At 47.5% G+C, this 17,271-nt stretch carries 17 protein-coding genes and 1 pseudogene; 16 read left to right on the top strand and 2 right to left on the bottom strand.

Annotation, left to right across the window (positions count from 1 at the left end):
- Positions 1 to 37 precede the first annotated feature (37 nt).
- The 12 genes and pseudogenes from HRE53_RS29530 to HRE53_RS29585 all read left to right on the top strand — a co-directional run bounded on the left by HRE53_RS29530 (position 38) and on the right by HRE53_RS29585 (position 12,170).
- Positions 38 to 1,156, top strand: coding sequence for a response regulator (locus HRE53_RS29530; protein WP_212667095.1), 1,119 nt, complete (start codon positions 38 to 40; stop codon positions 1,154 to 1,156).
- 179 nt (positions 1,157 to 1,335) lie between these two features.
- Positions 1,336 to 3,852 (top strand): phosphoenolpyruvate synthase, encoded by a 2,517-nt coding sequence (ppsA, locus tag HRE53_RS29535; protein WP_235111816.1) that lies wholly within the window; start codon positions 1,336 to 1,338, stop codon positions 3,850 to 3,852.
- Between the two features lie 162 nt (positions 3,853 to 4,014).
- Positions 4,015 to 5,463 carry a F0F1 ATP synthase subunit beta gene (atpD, locus tag HRE53_RS29540; RefSeq protein ID WP_212667093.1) on the top strand — a complete coding sequence of 483 codons (1,449 nt, stop codon included), beginning with the start codon at positions 4,015 to 4,017 and terminating at the stop codon, positions 5,461 to 5,463.
- Positions 5,453 to 5,848: a F0F1 ATP synthase subunit epsilon gene (locus tag HRE53_RS29545; protein ID WP_212667092.1), complete on the top strand. Its 396-nt coding sequence runs from the start codon at positions 5,453 to 5,455 to the stop codon at positions 5,846 to 5,848. Before atpD ends, HRE53_RS29545 begins: the two co-directional genes overlap by 11 nt.
- A 14-nt stretch (positions 5,849 to 5,862) precedes the next feature.
- Positions 5,863 to 6,177 (top strand): AtpZ/AtpI family protein, encoded by a 315-nt coding sequence (locus tag HRE53_RS29550; protein ID WP_212667091.1) that lies wholly within the window; start codon positions 5,863 to 5,865, stop codon positions 6,175 to 6,177.
- Entirely contained in the window at positions 6,170 to 7,399 is a 1,230-nt protein-coding gene (locus HRE53_RS29555; protein ID WP_212667090.1) for a cation:proton antiporter, read from the top strand. Before HRE53_RS29550 ends, HRE53_RS29555 begins: the two co-directional genes overlap by 8 nt.
- The gene (locus HRE53_RS29560) at positions 7,396 to 7,731 is read left to right on the top strand and encodes an ATP synthase subunit I (RefSeq protein ID WP_212667089.1); all 336 of its coding nucleotides are present in this window, start codon (positions 7,396 to 7,398) and stop codon (positions 7,729 to 7,731) included. The genes HRE53_RS29555 and HRE53_RS29560 overlap by 4 nt, the downstream gene beginning before the upstream one ends.
- Before the next feature lie 136 nt (positions 7,732 to 7,867).
- Entirely contained in the window at positions 7,868 to 8,572 is a 705-nt protein-coding gene (locus HRE53_RS29565) for a F0F1 ATP synthase subunit A (protein ID WP_212667088.1), read from the top strand.
- Complete coding sequence (locus HRE53_RS29570; protein WP_010476590.1) at positions 8,565 to 8,852, top strand: F0F1 ATP synthase subunit C; 288 nt, start codon at positions 8,565 to 8,567, stop codon at positions 8,850 to 8,852. The genes HRE53_RS29565 and HRE53_RS29570 overlap by 8 nt, the downstream gene beginning before the upstream one ends.
- 2 nt (positions 8,853 to 8,854) lie before the next feature.
- Positions 8,855 to 9,646, top strand: coding sequence for a F0F1 ATP synthase subunit B (locus tag HRE53_RS29575; protein ID WP_212667087.1), 792 nt, complete (start codon positions 8,855 to 8,857; stop codon positions 9,644 to 9,646).
- A 3-nt stretch (positions 9,647 to 9,649) separates the two neighbouring features.
- Positions 9,650 to 11,193 (top strand): annotated as a pseudogene (locus tag HRE53_RS29580) (alternate F1F0 ATPase, F1 subunit alpha).
- A gap of 98 nt (positions 11,194 to 11,291) precedes the next feature.
- Positions 11,292 to 12,170, top strand: coding sequence for a F0F1 ATP synthase subunit gamma (locus tag HRE53_RS29585; protein ID WP_212667085.1), 879 nt, complete (start codon positions 11,292 to 11,294; stop codon positions 12,168 to 12,170).
- Here the strand turns inward: HRE53_RS29585 and HRE53_RS29590 are convergent.
- Both HRE53_RS29590 and HRE53_RS29595 read right to left on the bottom strand, forming a co-directional pair.
- Positions 12,167 to 12,706 carry a DUF3122 domain-containing protein gene (locus HRE53_RS29590; RefSeq protein WP_235111819.1) on the bottom strand — a complete coding sequence of 180 codons (540 nt, stop codon included), beginning with the start codon at positions 12,704 to 12,706 and terminating at the stop codon, positions 12,167 to 12,169. The two genes, HRE53_RS29585 and HRE53_RS29590, sit on opposite strands and share 4 nt — an antisense overlap.
- Positions 12,707 to 13,070: 364 nt before the next feature.
- Positions 13,071 to 13,517, bottom strand: a complete 447-nt coding sequence (locus HRE53_RS29595; protein ID WP_212667083.1) for a DUF4278 domain-containing protein — start codon at positions 13,515 to 13,517, stop codon at positions 13,071 to 13,073.
- A 259-nt stretch (positions 13,518 to 13,776) separates the two neighbouring features.
- On the opposite strand from HRE53_RS29595, the gene HRE53_RS29600 reads away from it, so the two are divergent.
- The 4 genes from HRE53_RS29600 (at position 13,777) to HRE53_RS29615 (ending at position 17,244) form a co-directional block, all read left to right on the top strand.
- A complete protein-coding gene (locus HRE53_RS29600; RefSeq protein WP_235111820.1) occupies positions 13,777 to 15,903 on the top strand; it encodes a response regulator in 2,127 nt (708 codons plus the stop codon).
- Positions 15,904 to 15,928: 25 nt separating this feature from the next.
- A complete protein-coding gene (locus HRE53_RS29605) occupies positions 15,929 to 16,156 on the top strand; it encodes a hypothetical protein (protein WP_235111821.1) in 228 nt (75 codons plus the stop codon).
- Between the two features lie 174 nt (positions 16,157 to 16,330).
- On the top strand, positions 16,331 to 16,684 hold the full coding sequence (locus HRE53_RS29610; RefSeq protein WP_235111823.1) for a hypothetical protein: 354 nt from the start codon (positions 16,331 to 16,333) through the stop codon (positions 16,682 to 16,684).
- Entirely contained in the window at positions 16,681 to 17,244 is a 564-nt protein-coding gene (locus HRE53_RS29615; RefSeq protein WP_235111824.1) for a polysaccharide deacetylase family protein, read from the top strand. Before HRE53_RS29610 ends, HRE53_RS29615 begins: the two co-directional genes overlap by 4 nt.
- The last annotated feature ends 27 nt before the right edge of the window (positions 17,245 to 17,271 follow it).

Genomic DNA, 17,271 nt, shown 5'->3' on the forward strand with positions numbered 1-17,271 from the left:
AGTTCGTTCTGAAACTTAAACCTGAGTAAACGTTGTTATGAGTAACCCACTTGAAGATGAGTATAAAGGCGATATTTTGATTGTAGATGATACCCCAGAAAATCTTCGCTTGTTATCCAATACATTAACGAATCAGGGGTATGAAGTTCGGGCAGTCACGAATGGAACGATGGCGCTGTCAGTCGCCCAGACAGATCCGCCAGATCTTGTATTGCTGGATATCAAAATGCCAGAAATGGATGGTTATGAGGTCTGTCAACAGTTGAAGACTGACGTAAAAACCTACGATATCCCCGTGATCTTCCTCAGTGCCCTAGACGATACGTCCGACAAGATCAAAGCTTTTACTGTCGGAGGGGTTGATTATATTACGAAACCCTTCCAAACTGAGGAAGTTTTAGTACGGGTGGCAAATCAACTGACCATTACTCGTCTCCGCAAAAAGTTAATTGCTCAAAATGAAGAATTATTGCGCTCTAACCAAGCATTAGAACAGTTCACATCCATCGTCTCCCATGATTTAAGGCAGCCATTGCAGGGTGTTTTGGGCTTTGCAAAACTGTTGGGATTCAAATGCCAACAAACTCTTGGTGAAGAAGGGATGAAGTTAGTGAGTCGGATTGTCGACGTAGCATCCCACATGGACGAACTGATTGAGGATTTACTGACCTACAGTCAAGTAGGCAGCAAGGCAATGACCTTGGAATCAACAGACTGCAATATGGTCTTAAATCAGGTACTGGCAGATTTAGAGGTTGAGATTTCGAAGCAAAGAGCCACCATCACTGCCGATCACCTGCCGACGGTTCTTGCCGATAAAGTGCAATTGGCCCAACTATTTCAGAACTTGATTAGTAATGCCATCAAATTTCACCGTCCGGACGAGTTGAGTCAATTGAAGATTTCGGTAGAACGTCAGGATCAAGAATGGTGTTTTGGAGTGCATGACAACGGTATTGGCATCGAGTCATCGCAATTTGACCATATTTTTCAAGCTTTTCAACAACTCATGCCCCAGAACTATCCTGGTACAGGAATCGGTCTTGCAACCTGTAAAAAAGTCGTTGAACGTCATCAAGGAAAGATTTGGATTGAATCGAAGTTAGGTATTGGCACCGACGTTTACTTTACCTTGGCCATCCAAGAGCAAGATTGAAGCTACTAAAATAGTCCCATAAAAATTCATATCTGCTTTAAAGACGGAAGCTCAGGAAATCTTCACAATTCAAGCGCTAACTATAGTTAGCGCCTTAAAGATTCTGATGTAAGTGATAGAGCGCCTTTAATTCACACTTTTATCTCAAGCCAAATTCGAGATTCCTGGAGCTTAAATTCATGATTCACACAGAACCCCGCCTTTTCTCGGAAACCAGCCGTAAGCAAGTATTGATCTTAGGTTTTGATGAGGTGGGCATTGCGGATATTCCCCTGGTTGGCGGCAAAAATGCTTCCCTAGGTGAAATGATCCAGCATTTGGTTCCCCTGGGCGTGAATGTGCCCAATGGCTTTGCCACCACAGCCTATGCCTATCGGTATTTTATTCAACAGGCAGGGATTGAGGTCCAACTACGACAGATTTTTGCCGATCTAGATGTTGAGGATGTCGATAATCTACGTCAGCGAGGACGACAAGCACGATCGCTGATTCTCCACACTCCTTTCCCCAAGGATCTAGAATTAGCGATTTCCACCGCCTATTGTCAACTGTGTGAACAATATGGTGTGGGCAGTACCGCTCCAGAGGGACAAGACTCCAAAGCTCAAGAACGACTGCAAGCCTATCACTACAACGTCGACGTCGCCGTGCGCTCCAGTGCAACGGCAGAAGACCTGCCCGATGCGAGCTTTGCTGGACAACAGGAAACCTACCTAAATGTCCATGGCGTCAAGCAGGTTTTGGAATCCTGCCACAAATGCTTTGCCTCCATCTTCACGGATCGGGCGATTTCCTATCGTACCCTCAAAGGCTTTGACCATTTCGAGGTGGCTCTATCCGTGGGAGTGCAAAAAATGGTGCGCTCGGATCTGGCCTCTTCTGGAGTAATGTTTTCCATCGATACGGAAACTGGGTTTAAGAATGCAGCCTTAGTCACCGCTGCCTATGGTCTAGGGGAAAATGTCGTCCAAGGTGCCGTCAATCCTGACGAATTTCTGGTCTTTAAACCGACTTTGCGCGACGGCTTTCGTCCCATTTTGAACAAACATCTGGGCAGTAAAGAGATCAAAATGATCTACGACCTGGGAGGCAGCAAACTTACCAAAAATATTGCCGTTCCAGAGGCTGACCGAGCTAAGTTTTCCGTCAGTGATGAGGAAATCCTCACCTTAGCCCAGTGGGCTTGCATTATTGAAGACCACTATTCCCAGGTTCGGGGTGTGGACACACCCATGGATATCGAATGGGCCAAGGACGGCCAAACGGGGGAGCTATTTATTGTCCAAGCCCGCCCAGAAACCGTTCAATCCCAGAAGGTGGCAAATCGACTCTCCTCCTATCGGATGACAGTGGATACCTTACCCAAACCGTTTATTCAGGGCCGAGCCGTCGGTGATCGCATTGGCCAGGGAGCAGCTCGGGTGATTGCCTCGGTCCAAGGGATTAAGGAATTCCAGGCTGGTGAAGTCTTGGTAACCAACCGCACAGACCCCGACTGGGAGCCGATTATGAAAAGGGCCAGTGCCATTGTCACCAATCAAGGGGGACGCACCTGCCATGCAGCTATTATCGCTCGGGAGATGGGTATTCCCGCCATTGTCGGTTGTGGCAACGCCACCGAAGTTTTGCAAACGGGGCAGAACATCACCATTTCCTGTGCCGAAGGTGAAACGGGGCAGGTCTATCCCGGACTGCTGCCCTTTGTGGTGGAAGAAACCGCCTTAGATGAACTACCCCCCACCCAAACCCAAATTCTGATGAATGTGGGTAATCCTGATGAAGCCTTTGGGCTGGCGGCCATTCCCTGCGATGGGGTAGGACTAGCGCGATTGGAGTTTATTATCGCCAACCAAATTAAGACTCATCCATTGGCACTTCTGAAGTATGACGAGTTAACGGATATGGAGGCCAAGCTGGCGATTGCTCAACTGACCGCTGATTATGATTACAAACCTGATTTCTTTGTCGATCGGCTGGCCCAAGGGGTGGGTATGATTGCGGCGGCTTTCTATCCTAATCCCGTGATCGTTCGCATGTCCGACTTTAAGAGTAATGAATATGCCAATTTAATCGGGGGTCGCCAGTTTGAACCGACGGAAGAAAACCCGATGATTGGTTGGCGGGGGGCCTCTCGCTATTACGACCCCAACTATCGCCAAGCCTACGCTCTGGAATGTCATGCCCTGAAACGGGTTCGCGATGATATGGGGTTGCAGAATCTCATTCCCATGATTCCCTTCTGTCGCACCCCCGAAGAAGGCCAACAGGTTCTTGATGAAATGGCTCAACATGGTCTAAAACGGGGTGAGAATGGTCTGCAGGTTTATGTGATGTGCGAAGTGCCTAGCAATGTGGTGCTGGCAGAGGAATTTGCAGAGGTATTTGATGGTTTCTCCATTGGCTCTAATGACTTAACCCAGCTCACTCTAGGACTAGATCGGGACTCTGCCTTAGTTGCCCATATCTTTGATGAGCGCAATACGGCCGTGAAGAATTTGGTGCGGCAAGTGATTACCGTTGCCAAGGCCAAAGGTCGAAAAATTGGTATCTGTGGTCAGGCCCCCAGTGACTATCCTGAGTTTGCCCAGTTCTTGGTGGAGGAAGGGATTGATTCCATCAGCCTCAACCCAGATACGGTACTCAAAACTCGGTTGGCCATTGCCCAAGTTGAAGCCCAGATGAAAGCTACCCTCTAACCTTAAATGCTGGCCAGTACCAGAAAGTAAGGAGGTGATGTCATGCGATGTCATGGAGCGTTGATTCATTCCGGGTGCCCTCACATTTTCCTCAAGATTCAGCACTAAAACTCGAATCAATGGTGTCTTCTCTTCTATCGGACACATAGCAGGTAGTAGACTATGCTTCAGTCTCCAGCGATATCTGTAGCAACATCCTATTCTCCTTATCAGGGAAAGGTTGTCGCGATTAGGGGTAGCGTGGTTGATGTTCACTTCTCCGACGAAGTGCCACCCCTCCGCCACTTATTGAGAGCGGGTCCCCATGCTCAGATTGCAATTGAAGGACTCACTTACTTAAGCGCTAACCTCATTAGAGGAATTGCCCTCACGCCTACCCAGGGATTAGCAAGGGGGACACGAGTGATCGATACGGGACAGCCACTCCAGGTGCCCGTCGGAGATCATTTATTGGGCCGGGTGTTTAATGTATTTGGAGACCCAATTGATGGCCTGGGTCCCTTAAAGGGTATGAAGCGATCGCTCCATGCGCAGGCCGTACCTCTACATCAACGCACCACGGGGACCGATATTTTGGTCACTGGGATTAAAGCTATTGATCTGCTGGCACCGATTGAAAGAGGGAGTAAAGCAGGGTTGTTTGGTGGGGCTGGTGTGGGCAAAACTGTTCTGATTACTGAAATGATTCATAACATCGTTAGCCACTATGACGGTGTCAGTATTTTTTGTGGTATCGGTGAACGTTCCCGAGAAGGGGAAGAACTCTACCGCGAGATGAAAGCTGCTGGAGTGCTAGACAACACAGTGATGGTGTTCGGCCAAATGAATGAGCCTCCAGGGTCTCGGTTCCGTATCGGTCATGCAGCCTTGACGATGGCCGAATACTTTCGAGACCAAGCCCATCGGGATGTTCTTCTAATGATTGATAATGTCTTCCGCTTTATCCAAGCGGGTTCAGAAGTGTCTGGGCTGATGGGACAGTTACCCTCACGAGTTGGTTACCAACCCACCCTAGCTACGGAATTAGCAGAATTAGAAGAACGAATATGCAGCACGGCTCATGGGGCCATTACCTCTGTACAGGCCGTGTATATTCCTGCTGATGACCTGACGGATCCCGCTGCCGTCCATACGTTTTCTCATCTATCGGCTTCTATCGTTCTCTCTCGTAAGCGAACGAGTGAGGGATTGTATCCAGCGGTCGATCCGCTACAGTCAGGGTCCAAAATGTTGACGCCTAGTGTTGTCGGTCAACGCCATTATCAAGTTGCACAAGCGGTGCGTAAGACCTTGGCTGATTATGAAGACCTCAAAGACATTATTGCCATGCTGGGTTTGGAAGAACTTGCCCAAAACGAGCGCCAAACTGTTTATCGGGCAAGACGGCTAGAGAGATTTCTGACCCAGCCATTTTTCACAACGGAGCAATTTTCTGGCATTCCGGGAAAAATGGTCAGTCTTGATCAGACCCTAACAGGTTGTGAAGCCATTTTGCATGATGAATGTTCTGATTTGTCCGAACAAGCACTTTACATGATTGGTGCAGTCGATGAGGCGGAGCTAAAACGTCAAGAGAGTGAAGCCTGGGAGACAAGGAAAATTGGCCAATAGTGGACACCTACAGATCAGGATTTTTTTGCCCCATGAAATCCTGATGGAACAGCCAGTGATGAAGGTGACAGCCGAGTCTAAGCAAGGTGTATTTTGTCTATTGCCCCATCACATCGATTGCTTAGCAATCCTAGTACCTGGAATTGTCTCCTTAATCACTGAGCAGGGGAATGAATGTTTTGTGGCTGTGGATGAAGGCATTTTAGTGAAGTGTGGTCCAGAGGTTAGGATTTCCACTCGCAATGCTGTCCAGGGAACTGATTTAGGCAGTCTGAAACAACAAGTTGATCAGATTTTCCGTCAAATTGATGAGAAGGAGCGCCTCACCCGATCTGCACTTGCTCAGCTAGAAGCGAGCTTGGCACGTTACTTCAGTAGATTGTAAAAACGGAGTTATGGATGGAGAATTCACCACTACCGAAGGACTTAGGCCAAGCGGACAAGCATGGTTTTCAACATCAAGTTAAGGATAAAGTTAACCGCAAACTAAAGGCTCGACACCAGAAAAAGAGCGTCTGGTTTGGTCTAGGACTGTTCGGGTTAGTGGGGTGGTCAGTGGCAATTCCAACGCTATTGGGGATTGCCATCGGGGTTTGGCTAGATAATCATGTCCCTAGCCGCTATTCTTGGACCTTAACCATGCTGGTTGTGGGGGTGATTTTAGGTTGCCTCAATGCCTGGTATTGGATCAAAAAGGAAAGTCATCATGAGTGAAACGATCCTCCTGTATTTAGTTTTACTCGTAGGGACAACAATTGTTTTAGCTATCCTCTTTAAAGCAGGGGCCGAACGGTTGGGCATCCCTCCCTTAGTGGGATATTTATTGCTTGGTTTTATTTTACAACTTCTTGATGTTCGTGGTTTTCTAGCCTCCGAGGTGGTGTTGGAGATCTTTAGTTTTTTAGCTGAGCTAGGCATTATTTCTCTACTGTTCCGCGTGGGATTAGAATGCAATTTCACTGGATTATTGCGTCAGTTACCTCAAGCTTGTTTGCTCCTCATCGGTGATGTGATCTGTAGTGGTTCAATAGGGTTTATCACTGCCTATTTCTTCTTAAATTTATCTCTTGTTGCCAGCCTATTTATTGGCATTGCCTTGGTGGCAACCAGTGTGGGGATTTCAATTAGCGTTTGGCAAGATTCCCAAGCACTTAATTCCAAGAATGGAGAGCTGCTACTAGATATTGCGGAAATGGATGATATTGCGGCCATTATCCTGATGTCTTTATTATTTTCACTTGCTCCTTCCTGGCAGCAAGGAACCGCAATTAAGTTTCTGCCGCTTTTGGAAACAATCATTGGCCCTTTTTGCTTAAAGGTGATGATTTTTAGCACCTTCTGCTTGATCTTTTTTCGCTATATTGAACAGCCCTTAACTCAATTTTTTGAGCGAATAGAACCGGCCCCCGATCCGATGTTGATGGTTGTAGGAACAGGCTTCGTTATTGCTGCTGTAGCAGGGCTTTTAGGTTTCTCAGTTGCCGTTGGGGCCTTCTTTGCAGGACTGGCATTTAGCCGTGATCCCCACGCTGTCAAAATTGATGCATCTTTCGGAACTCTCTACGAATTTTTTGTTCCGTTCTTTTTTATCCATATTGGCCTACAGATTCAAGTTTCAACTCTAGCAACCACCCTAGGCTTGAGTTTATTGCTCCTGAGTGCAGCCTTGCTTGGCAAACTCATCGGTATTGGGGGTTTGATGCTCTTGAGCCAAAGAGATGTTTCCAGTTCCACTTTACTAGGGATTAGTATGATGCCTCGAGCTGAAATTACCATGGTGATTCTTCAGCGAGGTCGTGAATTGGGGGATTGGGCTGTCTCTTCCCAGATTTTTACTGGCATGACGCTGGTTGCGATCTCAACCTGTATCATCGCTCCGATGCTGCTATATCCATTACTCAAGCAATGGCCCCAACTACAAGAGGCTGAAGCATGAATAGTTATTCCCTCGCCCTATTCACCTCCTTAATTTTGGGGAGTGGACTAGGACTCCTTTACTTCGGTGGATTATGGATCACGATTCTCCGGTTTAACCGAACCACTCAACCCATCCTGCTGATGTGGAGTAGTTTCATACTCCGTCTTGGGGCAGTTCTAGGTGTGTTTCACCTCATCCTTCAGAAGGGAGTGAGCGATCATCTACTAGGACCTCTACTCCTTACATTTCTGGGATTTCTTTGGGCTCGAAATGTTTTGATTAGCAGCATTATTCCCCAACCCCAGAAGATAAAGAAAAGGCGGAGAGAAGTTGTGAATTGTGATTTATAAGTTCTGAATCAAAGACTTTATTAAAAAAAATTCTATATAGAAAAGAATTTTGGCTAAAAGGCTCAAATACTGTGCTCTCAGTATTACAAAACTCAAAATTCATTGTTGTTATCACTTGGAATGGAGCACAAATGTAATGCATCTAACGCCAGATCAAACCATTTTTTGGCAATGGGGGATGTTCTCTCTCAACGCGACACTGATCTTCACCTGGCTAGTCATGGAGGTGCTGGTGGTTGGCTCATGGTTAGTGACCCGACACCTCTCTGCCTCGACTCAGATCTCGCGGGGACAAAACTTGTTGGAGGTAATTGTGTTGGGCATTAGAGATCAGATTCAGGAAATCATTGACCAACCTGCAGGCCCATACTTACCGTTTATAGGCACCTTGTTTATCTTTATCGCCCTATCGAATCTGCTGAGTGTTATCCCCGGTTACCAACCACCGACGGGGTCTTTATCCACCACAACGGCTCTTGCCCTCTGTGTCTTTTTCGCGGTCCCCCTCTATGGCGTTCGGAAGAAGGGAGTGCGGGGTTACCTACAGCAGTACTTGCAGCCTAACCCCATTATGCTGCCGTTCAATATCATTGGGGATTTCTCCAGAATTGTGGCCCTAGCTGTTCGCCTATTTGGCAATGTCATGAGTGGAACAATGATCGTTGGCATCCTACTATCGGTAGCTCCTTTACTCTTCCCAGTCATGATGCAGGTCTTGGGGCTCTTAACAGGCATGATTCAAGCCTATATTTTCGCCATTTTAGCCATGGTTTTCATTGCAGCGGCGAGTCAAGTGGATCAACACAACCCTCAAACAGACAGTGAGGTCTTCCATGGATAATATTGCCCTTGTAGGCATGGCTTCGATTGTGATCTCTGGACTCACCATTGCCATAGGCTCCATAGGCCCAGCGCTGGGGGAAGGTCGAGCCTTATCCCAAGCATTAAGTGCTCTGGCGCAGCAACCCGACGAAGCCAATACCATCACCAGAGTGCTTTTTGTGGGAATGGCATTGGTAGAATCAACGGCCATTTACTGCTTTGTGATTACATTAATTCTGATTTTTGCCAATCCATTTTGGACCTATGTTGTGGAGCAGGCCAGCACAAATGGAGGATAGCCATGTTGATTGATCCACTCACCGTGGTGGCCCAAATCATTAATTTTCTGATTCTAGTGGCCTTACTGAGACGGTTCCTCTATGCTCCGATCACTCAAGTAATGAAAAAGCGGGAACGGCTGATTGCTCAGCAGTTAAAGGAAGCTGCTCATCAGCAAGAAGTTGCTCAGCAAGAAGCTGAGCGTTGGCGTCAGATGCAGCAATCTTTAGAACATCGACAAGCCTCGTTTTTGACCCAAGCGCAAGCAGCAGCAGAAGAGCATCGACATCAGTTGTTGCAACAAATTCGGGACGAAGTCGATAGTACACAAGCTCAATGGAAAGAGGCAGTCAAACATGAGCGGCAAGTATTTCTAGGGACTCTACAGAAGTTGGCAGGACAGCAGTTAACGACCACCGTTCGGTATCTCCTTCAAGATTTGGCGAATGCTGATTTAGAGCAGCAAATCATTGAAGCTTTTCTGACTCGTCTTAATCATCTACCCGCTTCAGAACAAGCGGTGTTACGAGTTGCTTTATCCAACGTCAGGGAACAGAAACTGATGATATCCAGTACATTTCCCATACCTCAAGAAAGCAGAAATCGCATACTTGAGGTACTCCTTAAGCAAGCCCGTGGAGTAGACCCTAGTGCGTACCAATTTACGACGGCTCCAGACTTAATGTGTGGAATTGAACTCAAGATTCCAGGATATAAGCTGGCTTGGACGGTAGAGCAATATCTTCAGCAGCTGGAGATGAAGTTAAATCAGGTATGGGATGGCATGGAAAAAGAATCAGTTGAGCAGGGGTAGACCATGGAGGCCCCAAAACTCGACATTTTGAAGCCAGTACTGCATCAAATTTTTGCTGCATTTGATCAGGTGGAAGGCCAGTATCCATTCGAGTTGCAGAGCCAAGAAATCGGAACTGTAACTTATTTAGGCCATGGTATTGCCCGAGCGACTGGTCTTTTACAGGTGCAATCTGAGGAGTTAGTCAGATTTCCCGGCGATCGGATGGGGCTGGCCTTTAATTTAGATCCGGATGAGGTGGGTTTGATTTTGCTGGATGATGGACATTCTCTGAGGGCAGGGTGTGAAGTCCAGCGAACAGGCCGGGTTCTAGATGTCCCTGTAGGAGAGGGGTTGCTTGGCCGAGTCGTTGATGCAACAGGTCGCCCGTTGGATCAACGCGGATTAGTGACTGAAAGTGAACGACGCCCCGTTGAACGGGAGGCCCCCTGCCATCATGGACCGGGCTCCTGTAACCGTGCCTCTTCAGACAGGCATTAAGGCGATTGATTCCCTTATCCCCATTGGTCGGGGACAGCGAGAACTAATTGTGGGCGATCGCCAAACGGGAAAAACAGCGATTGCTATCGATACTATCCTCAACCAAAAAGATCAGGGTGTGATTTGTGTGTATTGCGCCATTGGTCAGCGCAGTTCTGCTGTGGCCAAGCTGATCGCTGAGCTTCGCAATCGGGGGGCGATGGACTACTGCATTGTCGTGGTAGCAGGGGGGGGAAGCCTCACCTGGCCTGCAATATATCACCCCCTATGCTGCGACCACGATGGCAGAGTACTTTATGGAGCAAGGGCAAGATGTGTTGATTGTTTATGACGATCTGATTCAACATGCCCGTGCCTATCGTGAGCTATCGCTGCTATTGCGCCGCCCGCCAGGACGGGAAGCATTTCCAGGTGATATTTTTTATATTCATGCTCGGCTGCTGGAGCGGTCGACGTGTCTGCGGCCTGAGTTAGGGGGAGGCTCTCTAACAGCTTTGCCCATTGTGGAGACGGAAGCTCAAAATCTATCGGCCTATATCCCCACCAATTTAGTCTCGATTACAGATGGGCAAATCTATCTCACCCCTGATCTGTTCCAAAAGGGAATATTTCCTGCTGTTGATGTGGGCAAATCGGTTTCCCGCGTCGGGGGCAAAGCCCAGCTTCCTGCTTACCGAACCGTTGCAGGGGATCTACGACTGTCCTACACGCAATTTGAAGAATTGGAGTCTTTTGCTCGGTTTGGGACCCGTTTAGAAGAATCCACTCAGCAATCTTTAGAGCGAGGTCGTCGAGTGCGTGAAGTGCTGCAACAACCTCAGTTTCAGCCGTTGCCCGTTGCGGAGCAAATTGCTGTGATGCTAGCGGTTACTCAGGGACAGTTTGATCCCGTGCCCATTGAGCAAGTGTCCCAAGCAGAACAGCATATAGGAGAAGCGATACGACGTGAGCTACCGAATATTTGCGATCGCATCCAGAATGCAGGGCAGTTGCGCGAAACGGATCGGGAGGTACTTTTGAATTGGATCGCCAACAGCATATCGAAGGACCCAGACAATGAGTTGTAATTGCTGAATCTAGCCTGACACATTCCCTGAGCCTAATCCTTTGATGATGATCTCCATGAAAACCCAACTTTCATCCTTCCTAGCTAGCCATCAACATAATGCAAACTCTAGAAACCCTTAAGCGCAAAATCGCCAGCACTCAGGAGTTGCAAACCGTTGCTAAAACGATGAAAGCTCTAGCAGCCGCCAATATCCGTCAATATGAACAGGCTGCCAATGCACTCCAGCACTATCGCCAAACCTTGGCTATGGGGATACAAATTCTCCGAATGAATTATCCTGATACATTGACTCACGTTAGACCCAGTGCTCACCATCGCTTAGGAATGGTGATTTTTGGCTCGGATCAGGGGATGTGTGGCCGTTTTAATGAACAGCTATCAGAGGTGGTGATTCAGCACCTAGAACAGCACTCCTCTCAGGGAGAGCAACCCCTTCTGTTGGGAATGGGAGCCCGAATTTGCGATCGCATCATGGATCAAGGTTACGCCATCGAGCGATATCTTCCGGTCCCGACCTCGGTTGACGGAATTACATCTAAGGTACAAACGATTGTTGTCCAGCTTAAAAAATGGCGTGCTCTGTGCCAGGTAGACCAAATTTGGGTGTTCCATAATCATCCCATCAGCGGCCATACCAGTACCCCTCACCAACAACAGATCTTTCCCCTGGAAGTCGACCTTGAGCGCCCCTCCTCCTGGCCGACTCGCTGTCGCCCGATGGTTTTTCTGAGCCGTGAGCGATTATTCTCAGCCATATTCCGGCAGCATTTTTTTGTTGCCCTATATCAAGCCTGCGCTGAGTCCTTAGCGAGTGAAAATGCCAGTCGCTTAACCTCAATGCAGTTAGCTCAAACCAATATTGCTGAACATTTGACGGAGTTACAAGCTGCTTTTCAACAGCAACGCCAAACCAAAATTACGGAAGAGTTACTGGATATCGTGTCAGGCTTTGAAGCCCTTAACCAACCCCACTAGTGGGGCAAGGCAGGGTCCGTGAGCGGTTCACAAAGGATATCTGCACAAGTTGCCACCGTTTGCCACTCTTGCACCACTTGAGTAGGGACTTCAACCTGAATGGACTTCATCCCCTTTGTCGGAATAAACAGGTCAAGAGCAGCGTCTAACTCAGGCACGATGGGCTGGAGATTATATTGGGCAACGTTAGAGCCAGGGAGGACTTCAGTATACAAAGACTCTGGGAGGCTCTTCACTTTCACGGTTTTTCCTTTAGACATGATGAGGGTAAGAGGCAGGGAATGATCGATATCTACAAAGCCAGGGCAGCCAGCTAGCATCAGGTCAATGCTAGGGGGGCTAGCAAAACCCACATGTTTGGATGCTACGACCAACCAATGATTACCTTGTTGATCGGGTAGATGTTGTCGAGATTGATAGAGCATCTGACCTTGTGATTCTCGCGTCATACTCACTTCTGCGATCGCAGATGAACCTATCCCATTCCCCATATTGGTAACGAGCAGCAGCACCAAGGTACTGATCAATAACAACAAGAAAAGACCTCTACGAATCCAAACTCTCATTTGTCTATTCCTCGATTTATATTGATGTAGAGGGTTGTGAATGAGGTTAATAGTGGACCCTAGAAAATCTCACAAGAGTATTGCCAACAACGTTCTAACAACATTCTGTGCTGTTCAATTTCACATTCCCTGATATAGCAACGTTCCAGCAGCTCTCTGTCATCAGTATGAGAAAACATCAAGAGGTTGAGGAACCACTTAGGCTTAAACAAAGGCTGATTCAGGTAAAACCAAATCATCATTATCAACCTCGTGAAGGTATACTTTGGTCTCATCGGGTTACGACCTCCAACGTTTCATTGTGCTGAATGACTCAAACTGGGATTCAAAATCCCTAACTCATAGCAGCATGGCTGCGTTCATAAGTCATTCGAAAGCTGGGATGGACTTTCCCTTGAATATGATTCCAATATTTTGAGGGATCTACCTTAAGATGAATCTCTGATGTCGTCCGACCGAGCATACTTTGCTGGCGGTGCTTAATAATCCGATGATGATCCATCATTAACCACCGGGCTTCTTCAGCAACAGACACCCAATCAGCTCCAACTGTTTCAGGTTGGTCTTCCCTTTGTGATTGAGAAGTATCAGTCGGTGATTCACCGGTATGATACGCCACACCACGGTAGGTGAGATCAGCACTGACTTGAGGTACAGGCGTCTCCTTTAGATTTTGGCGTGGGTAAGTTGCGCCACGATATTTGCCTACTCCAGCGCGGTTGCCATAGCGAACCACTGGAGGACTATAGTCGTAATTAATGCCTCTATAGGTTAGTTTCATTGTCTCCTCTCCTTTAGGAAGTTCCCGATACCTCTCACTTAAAATCTATTGCAAGGGCCTGAGGAGCTTGTGAAGAATGGTTGACACCTCAATCTTCACAAGCTCCTCAAAATCGGAGCGCTGGATAAATATACTTGATGAAGTGGTTTGGCCAAGAAACTTCAACAAGTGTTGTTCTCCGAACGGATGCTGCCCCGATTTGCCGTTACTCTGAAGAATAGGATCGAATCCGTCACCCCAGCCCTCTAGGAGGATTACAGTGAGAATCCTAATCGTGGAAGATGATGAGTTAATCGCTGAAGCGCTAAAAACCTTGTTAGTCGATCTAAATTATGCAGTTGAACTGGCATCCGATGGCCAGACTGCAGCAGAATTGGTCGAAGCCTTTGAATACGACCTAATCCTTTCAGATGTAATGTTGCCTAAATTGGATGGAGTCAGTCTCTGTCGGCAGTTGAGATCGCAAGGCTATCAGCTCCCAATCTTGCTACTCACGGGAAAAGATAGCAGCCATGATCGAGCGATTGGCCTTGACGCTGGAGCAGATGACTATGTCGTTAAACCGTTTGATCCAGAAGAGTTAGCGGCTCGAATCAGGGCCTTACTCCGCAGAGGGGAAGCTATCAACCCACCGATATTAAAGTGGGAAAATTTACAGCTAGACCCGAGAGCGTGCGAGGTCAAATATCAAGATGTTCTCCTCAAACTTACTCCCAAAGAATATGCCCTAGTAGAGTTATTTATACGGAATACCCGCCGTGTATTTAGTTGCGGCATGATTCTAGAACATATATGGACCTATGAGGACACACCTGGAGAAGAAGCAGTCAGAACCCATATCAAGGGTCTCCGTCAAAAATTAAAAGCATCGGGGGCACCCACGGACTTGATTGAAACGGTTTATGGAATCGGGTATCGCCTTAAAGCTCTATCAGAACTCGATAAAAATAAAGCGACGCCTATTCAACCACCAGAAGCCAAAATTAAGCAGCAAACGATGAGTGCGATTGCTGATATTTGGATTAAGTTTCAGCCCCGCATCCTGGACCAAATCAAACTATTAGACAAGGCTGCAACGGCGGTTACTGAGGGTTGCTTTAATGATGAATTGAGGCAAGCGGCTCAACAAGAAGCCCATACCTTGGCAGGAGGATTGGGGACCTTTGGTTTATCGAAGGGGTCCCAGTTAGCACGTGAGATTGAACATCTGTTGCGTTCCAATTCCCCCCTCAACTCCAATCAATCCTTGCAATTGCAGCAGGATGTTGATGCTCTGCGCCAGGAAATTAATTATGCTTGCCAACCCGAAACTCAAGTGACCTCAGACTATCGGGATGATGTTGGGCAAAGGGTTGTATTAGCCATTGACGCTGACGGGCCTTCCCGAGATGCTCTATCTGCCGAGGCCCGTCAGCATCAAATTCGATATCTAACAGCAGAGAGCATTGATCTAGCACGAGACCTCATTCAGGAACAGGCTCCACATCTCATCCTCTTTGATCCAGCAGGCCAGTCTCCCATCCAAAGCCTAACCTTTCTAGAAGCGTTACTATATCTTCCACTACCCATTCCAGTCTTGATCTGGACGGCTGATGAGAATCGGTATCAAGAGATGGCTAAAGCTTATTCAGACGGCCAACTACCCATCTCAAAATCTTTACCCCTTCAACAAGTGTGGGAACGGGTTGAGCACACCCTCCAAAGTAAGGAGCGTAAAGAAGCCCGGATCATGATTGTGGATGATGACCCGCAAATATTGGAGACCGTTGCGGCTCTATGTAAACCCTGGGGGCTTGAAGTGATTGGACTCGCCGAGCCTACTCAGTTTTGGGAAACGCTTACCCATTCTCCCCCTGATCTATTGTTGCTTGATGTAGAGATGCCCCACATTGGTGGGATAGATTTGTGCAAGGTGGTTCGTAATGATATCCAATGGGAACAATTGCCCATCATTTTCTTAACCGCTCATACCGAGGCTGATGTGGTCAACCAAGTTTATGCTGCAGGTGCAGATGATTTCATCAGTAAGCCCATTGTCGGACCAGAATTGGTGGTCCGTATTCTCAACCGTCTAGAACGAACTCGATTGCAACGCCGTCTTTCCACTATTGATCCTTTGGCCAGAGTGCTCAGCCGCCACGAGACGGCCCATGCCCTGGAATTGTTGTTAAGTGAAGTGGCACATCAGCCCCGAAACATGTGCCTTGTCATTCTGGAAATAGAGCGTCTAAAGCAGATTAATGATTGCTTTGGCTATGCGGTAGGCGACAGTATCCTGAGACAGTTTGCTCAAGCATTATTAGGGTTGGTATCGTCGGAGGATGTGATTGCTCGTAGGGGTGGGAATCAATTTTTAGTGGGGTTGATGGGGGGTAACCAAAACTGAAGGAGGTCAAAGGGTTCAAGATTTCTTGGATGTTGTCTACAAAACTCCCTATTCAATACCTGATGGCACCAACATCCAGATGACCTGTAGTGCGAGTGTGGTTCATTGTCCTGAGGACAGTCAAGATTTTCAAGACTTGTGTATTTTGGCAGAAGAGACCCTGACTGAAGCTAGAGCATTGGGGTTGGGGAAAGCGCGCATTGCCAATCAATCCATGCCCCTCACAACTAAACTATATGCTGAGAAAGACTAGCTAGAATAGAGATAAGGCAGTCTGCAATGTATTGGTCCATGATGATAGGTTCCTTTAAACCGCTTAAACACAAGATTATCAACACTTTTTGAACATCACAGACTGTTCTGATCCCTTTGACAATTAGAGAGATTCTAGTTACACATCCTCAGATTAGTAGCTATTGCGCTAGAAATGTTTAGGCAAAATCTACGAGTCGATACCTTCGAACGCCAGCTTACTGCACTAGTTGGAGTGAGTCTACTCATGGCAATGTATTCCTTCGGACATCAGATCAACCTAAACACTCCAAGGGTCGGTCATTTTTCTGTAGAGCGGATTACTGTATCTTTGGATGTGTCTCACTCCAGGATTCATGACGCTCAGCCCCTCAAGTTAGACTCAGGGGAACGCCCCTTCCCTTGTAACCGCCCCCCAATTAGATTTCAAGGACAAACCATTTACGGGGTGCAACTGCCCCGTGATCAAAAAGCGATCGCACTCACGTTTGATGATGGTCCCTGGCCTGACAACACCTCAACGTATTGAATATTCTCCAGCAACACCATATCAAAGCCACTTTCTTTGTATTGGGCCGTAATGTAGCTCAATACCCTCACTTACTCCAACAGATTGCGACGGCAGGACATGCTATTGGCAATCACTCTTGGAGCCATGGCTACCAAGATCACAACTTTGAACTTGCCCTGACCGAGATTCAGCAAACTACTGATATTGTTGAACAGTACACTGGACATAAAACGGCTCTATTCCGTCCCCCTGGTGGATTTCTGGACAATGGATTAGTAGCCCAAGCTAGTGCTCAAAAGATGGTTACTGTCTTATGGACGATTGACGATACCTATGAGGGGTCTGTGGATTTAGCAGTGCAAAATGTCATTAAAAATGCAACATCTGGCGGCATCGTGCTGATGCATGATGGCGGGGGTAATCGCGAATTAATGATTAAGGCTCTGCCCTTAGTGATCTCCGAGTTAAAACGACAAGGCTACCAACTCGTCACTATCCCACACCTGTTAAATTTGGCAGAAACTCATGTCAGGTCGGGGGATGTCATCGATTGCAAGTCGCCCGAACACTTGAATTGAGGATACTGACTCTCTGTGGAGCGGAGC

It is taken from the genome of Acaryochloris sp. 'Moss Beach', from assembly GCF_021497025.1.
Lineage (GTDB): Bacteria > Cyanobacteriota > Cyanobacteriia > Thermosynechococcales > Thermosynechococcaceae > Acaryochloris > Acaryochloris marina_A.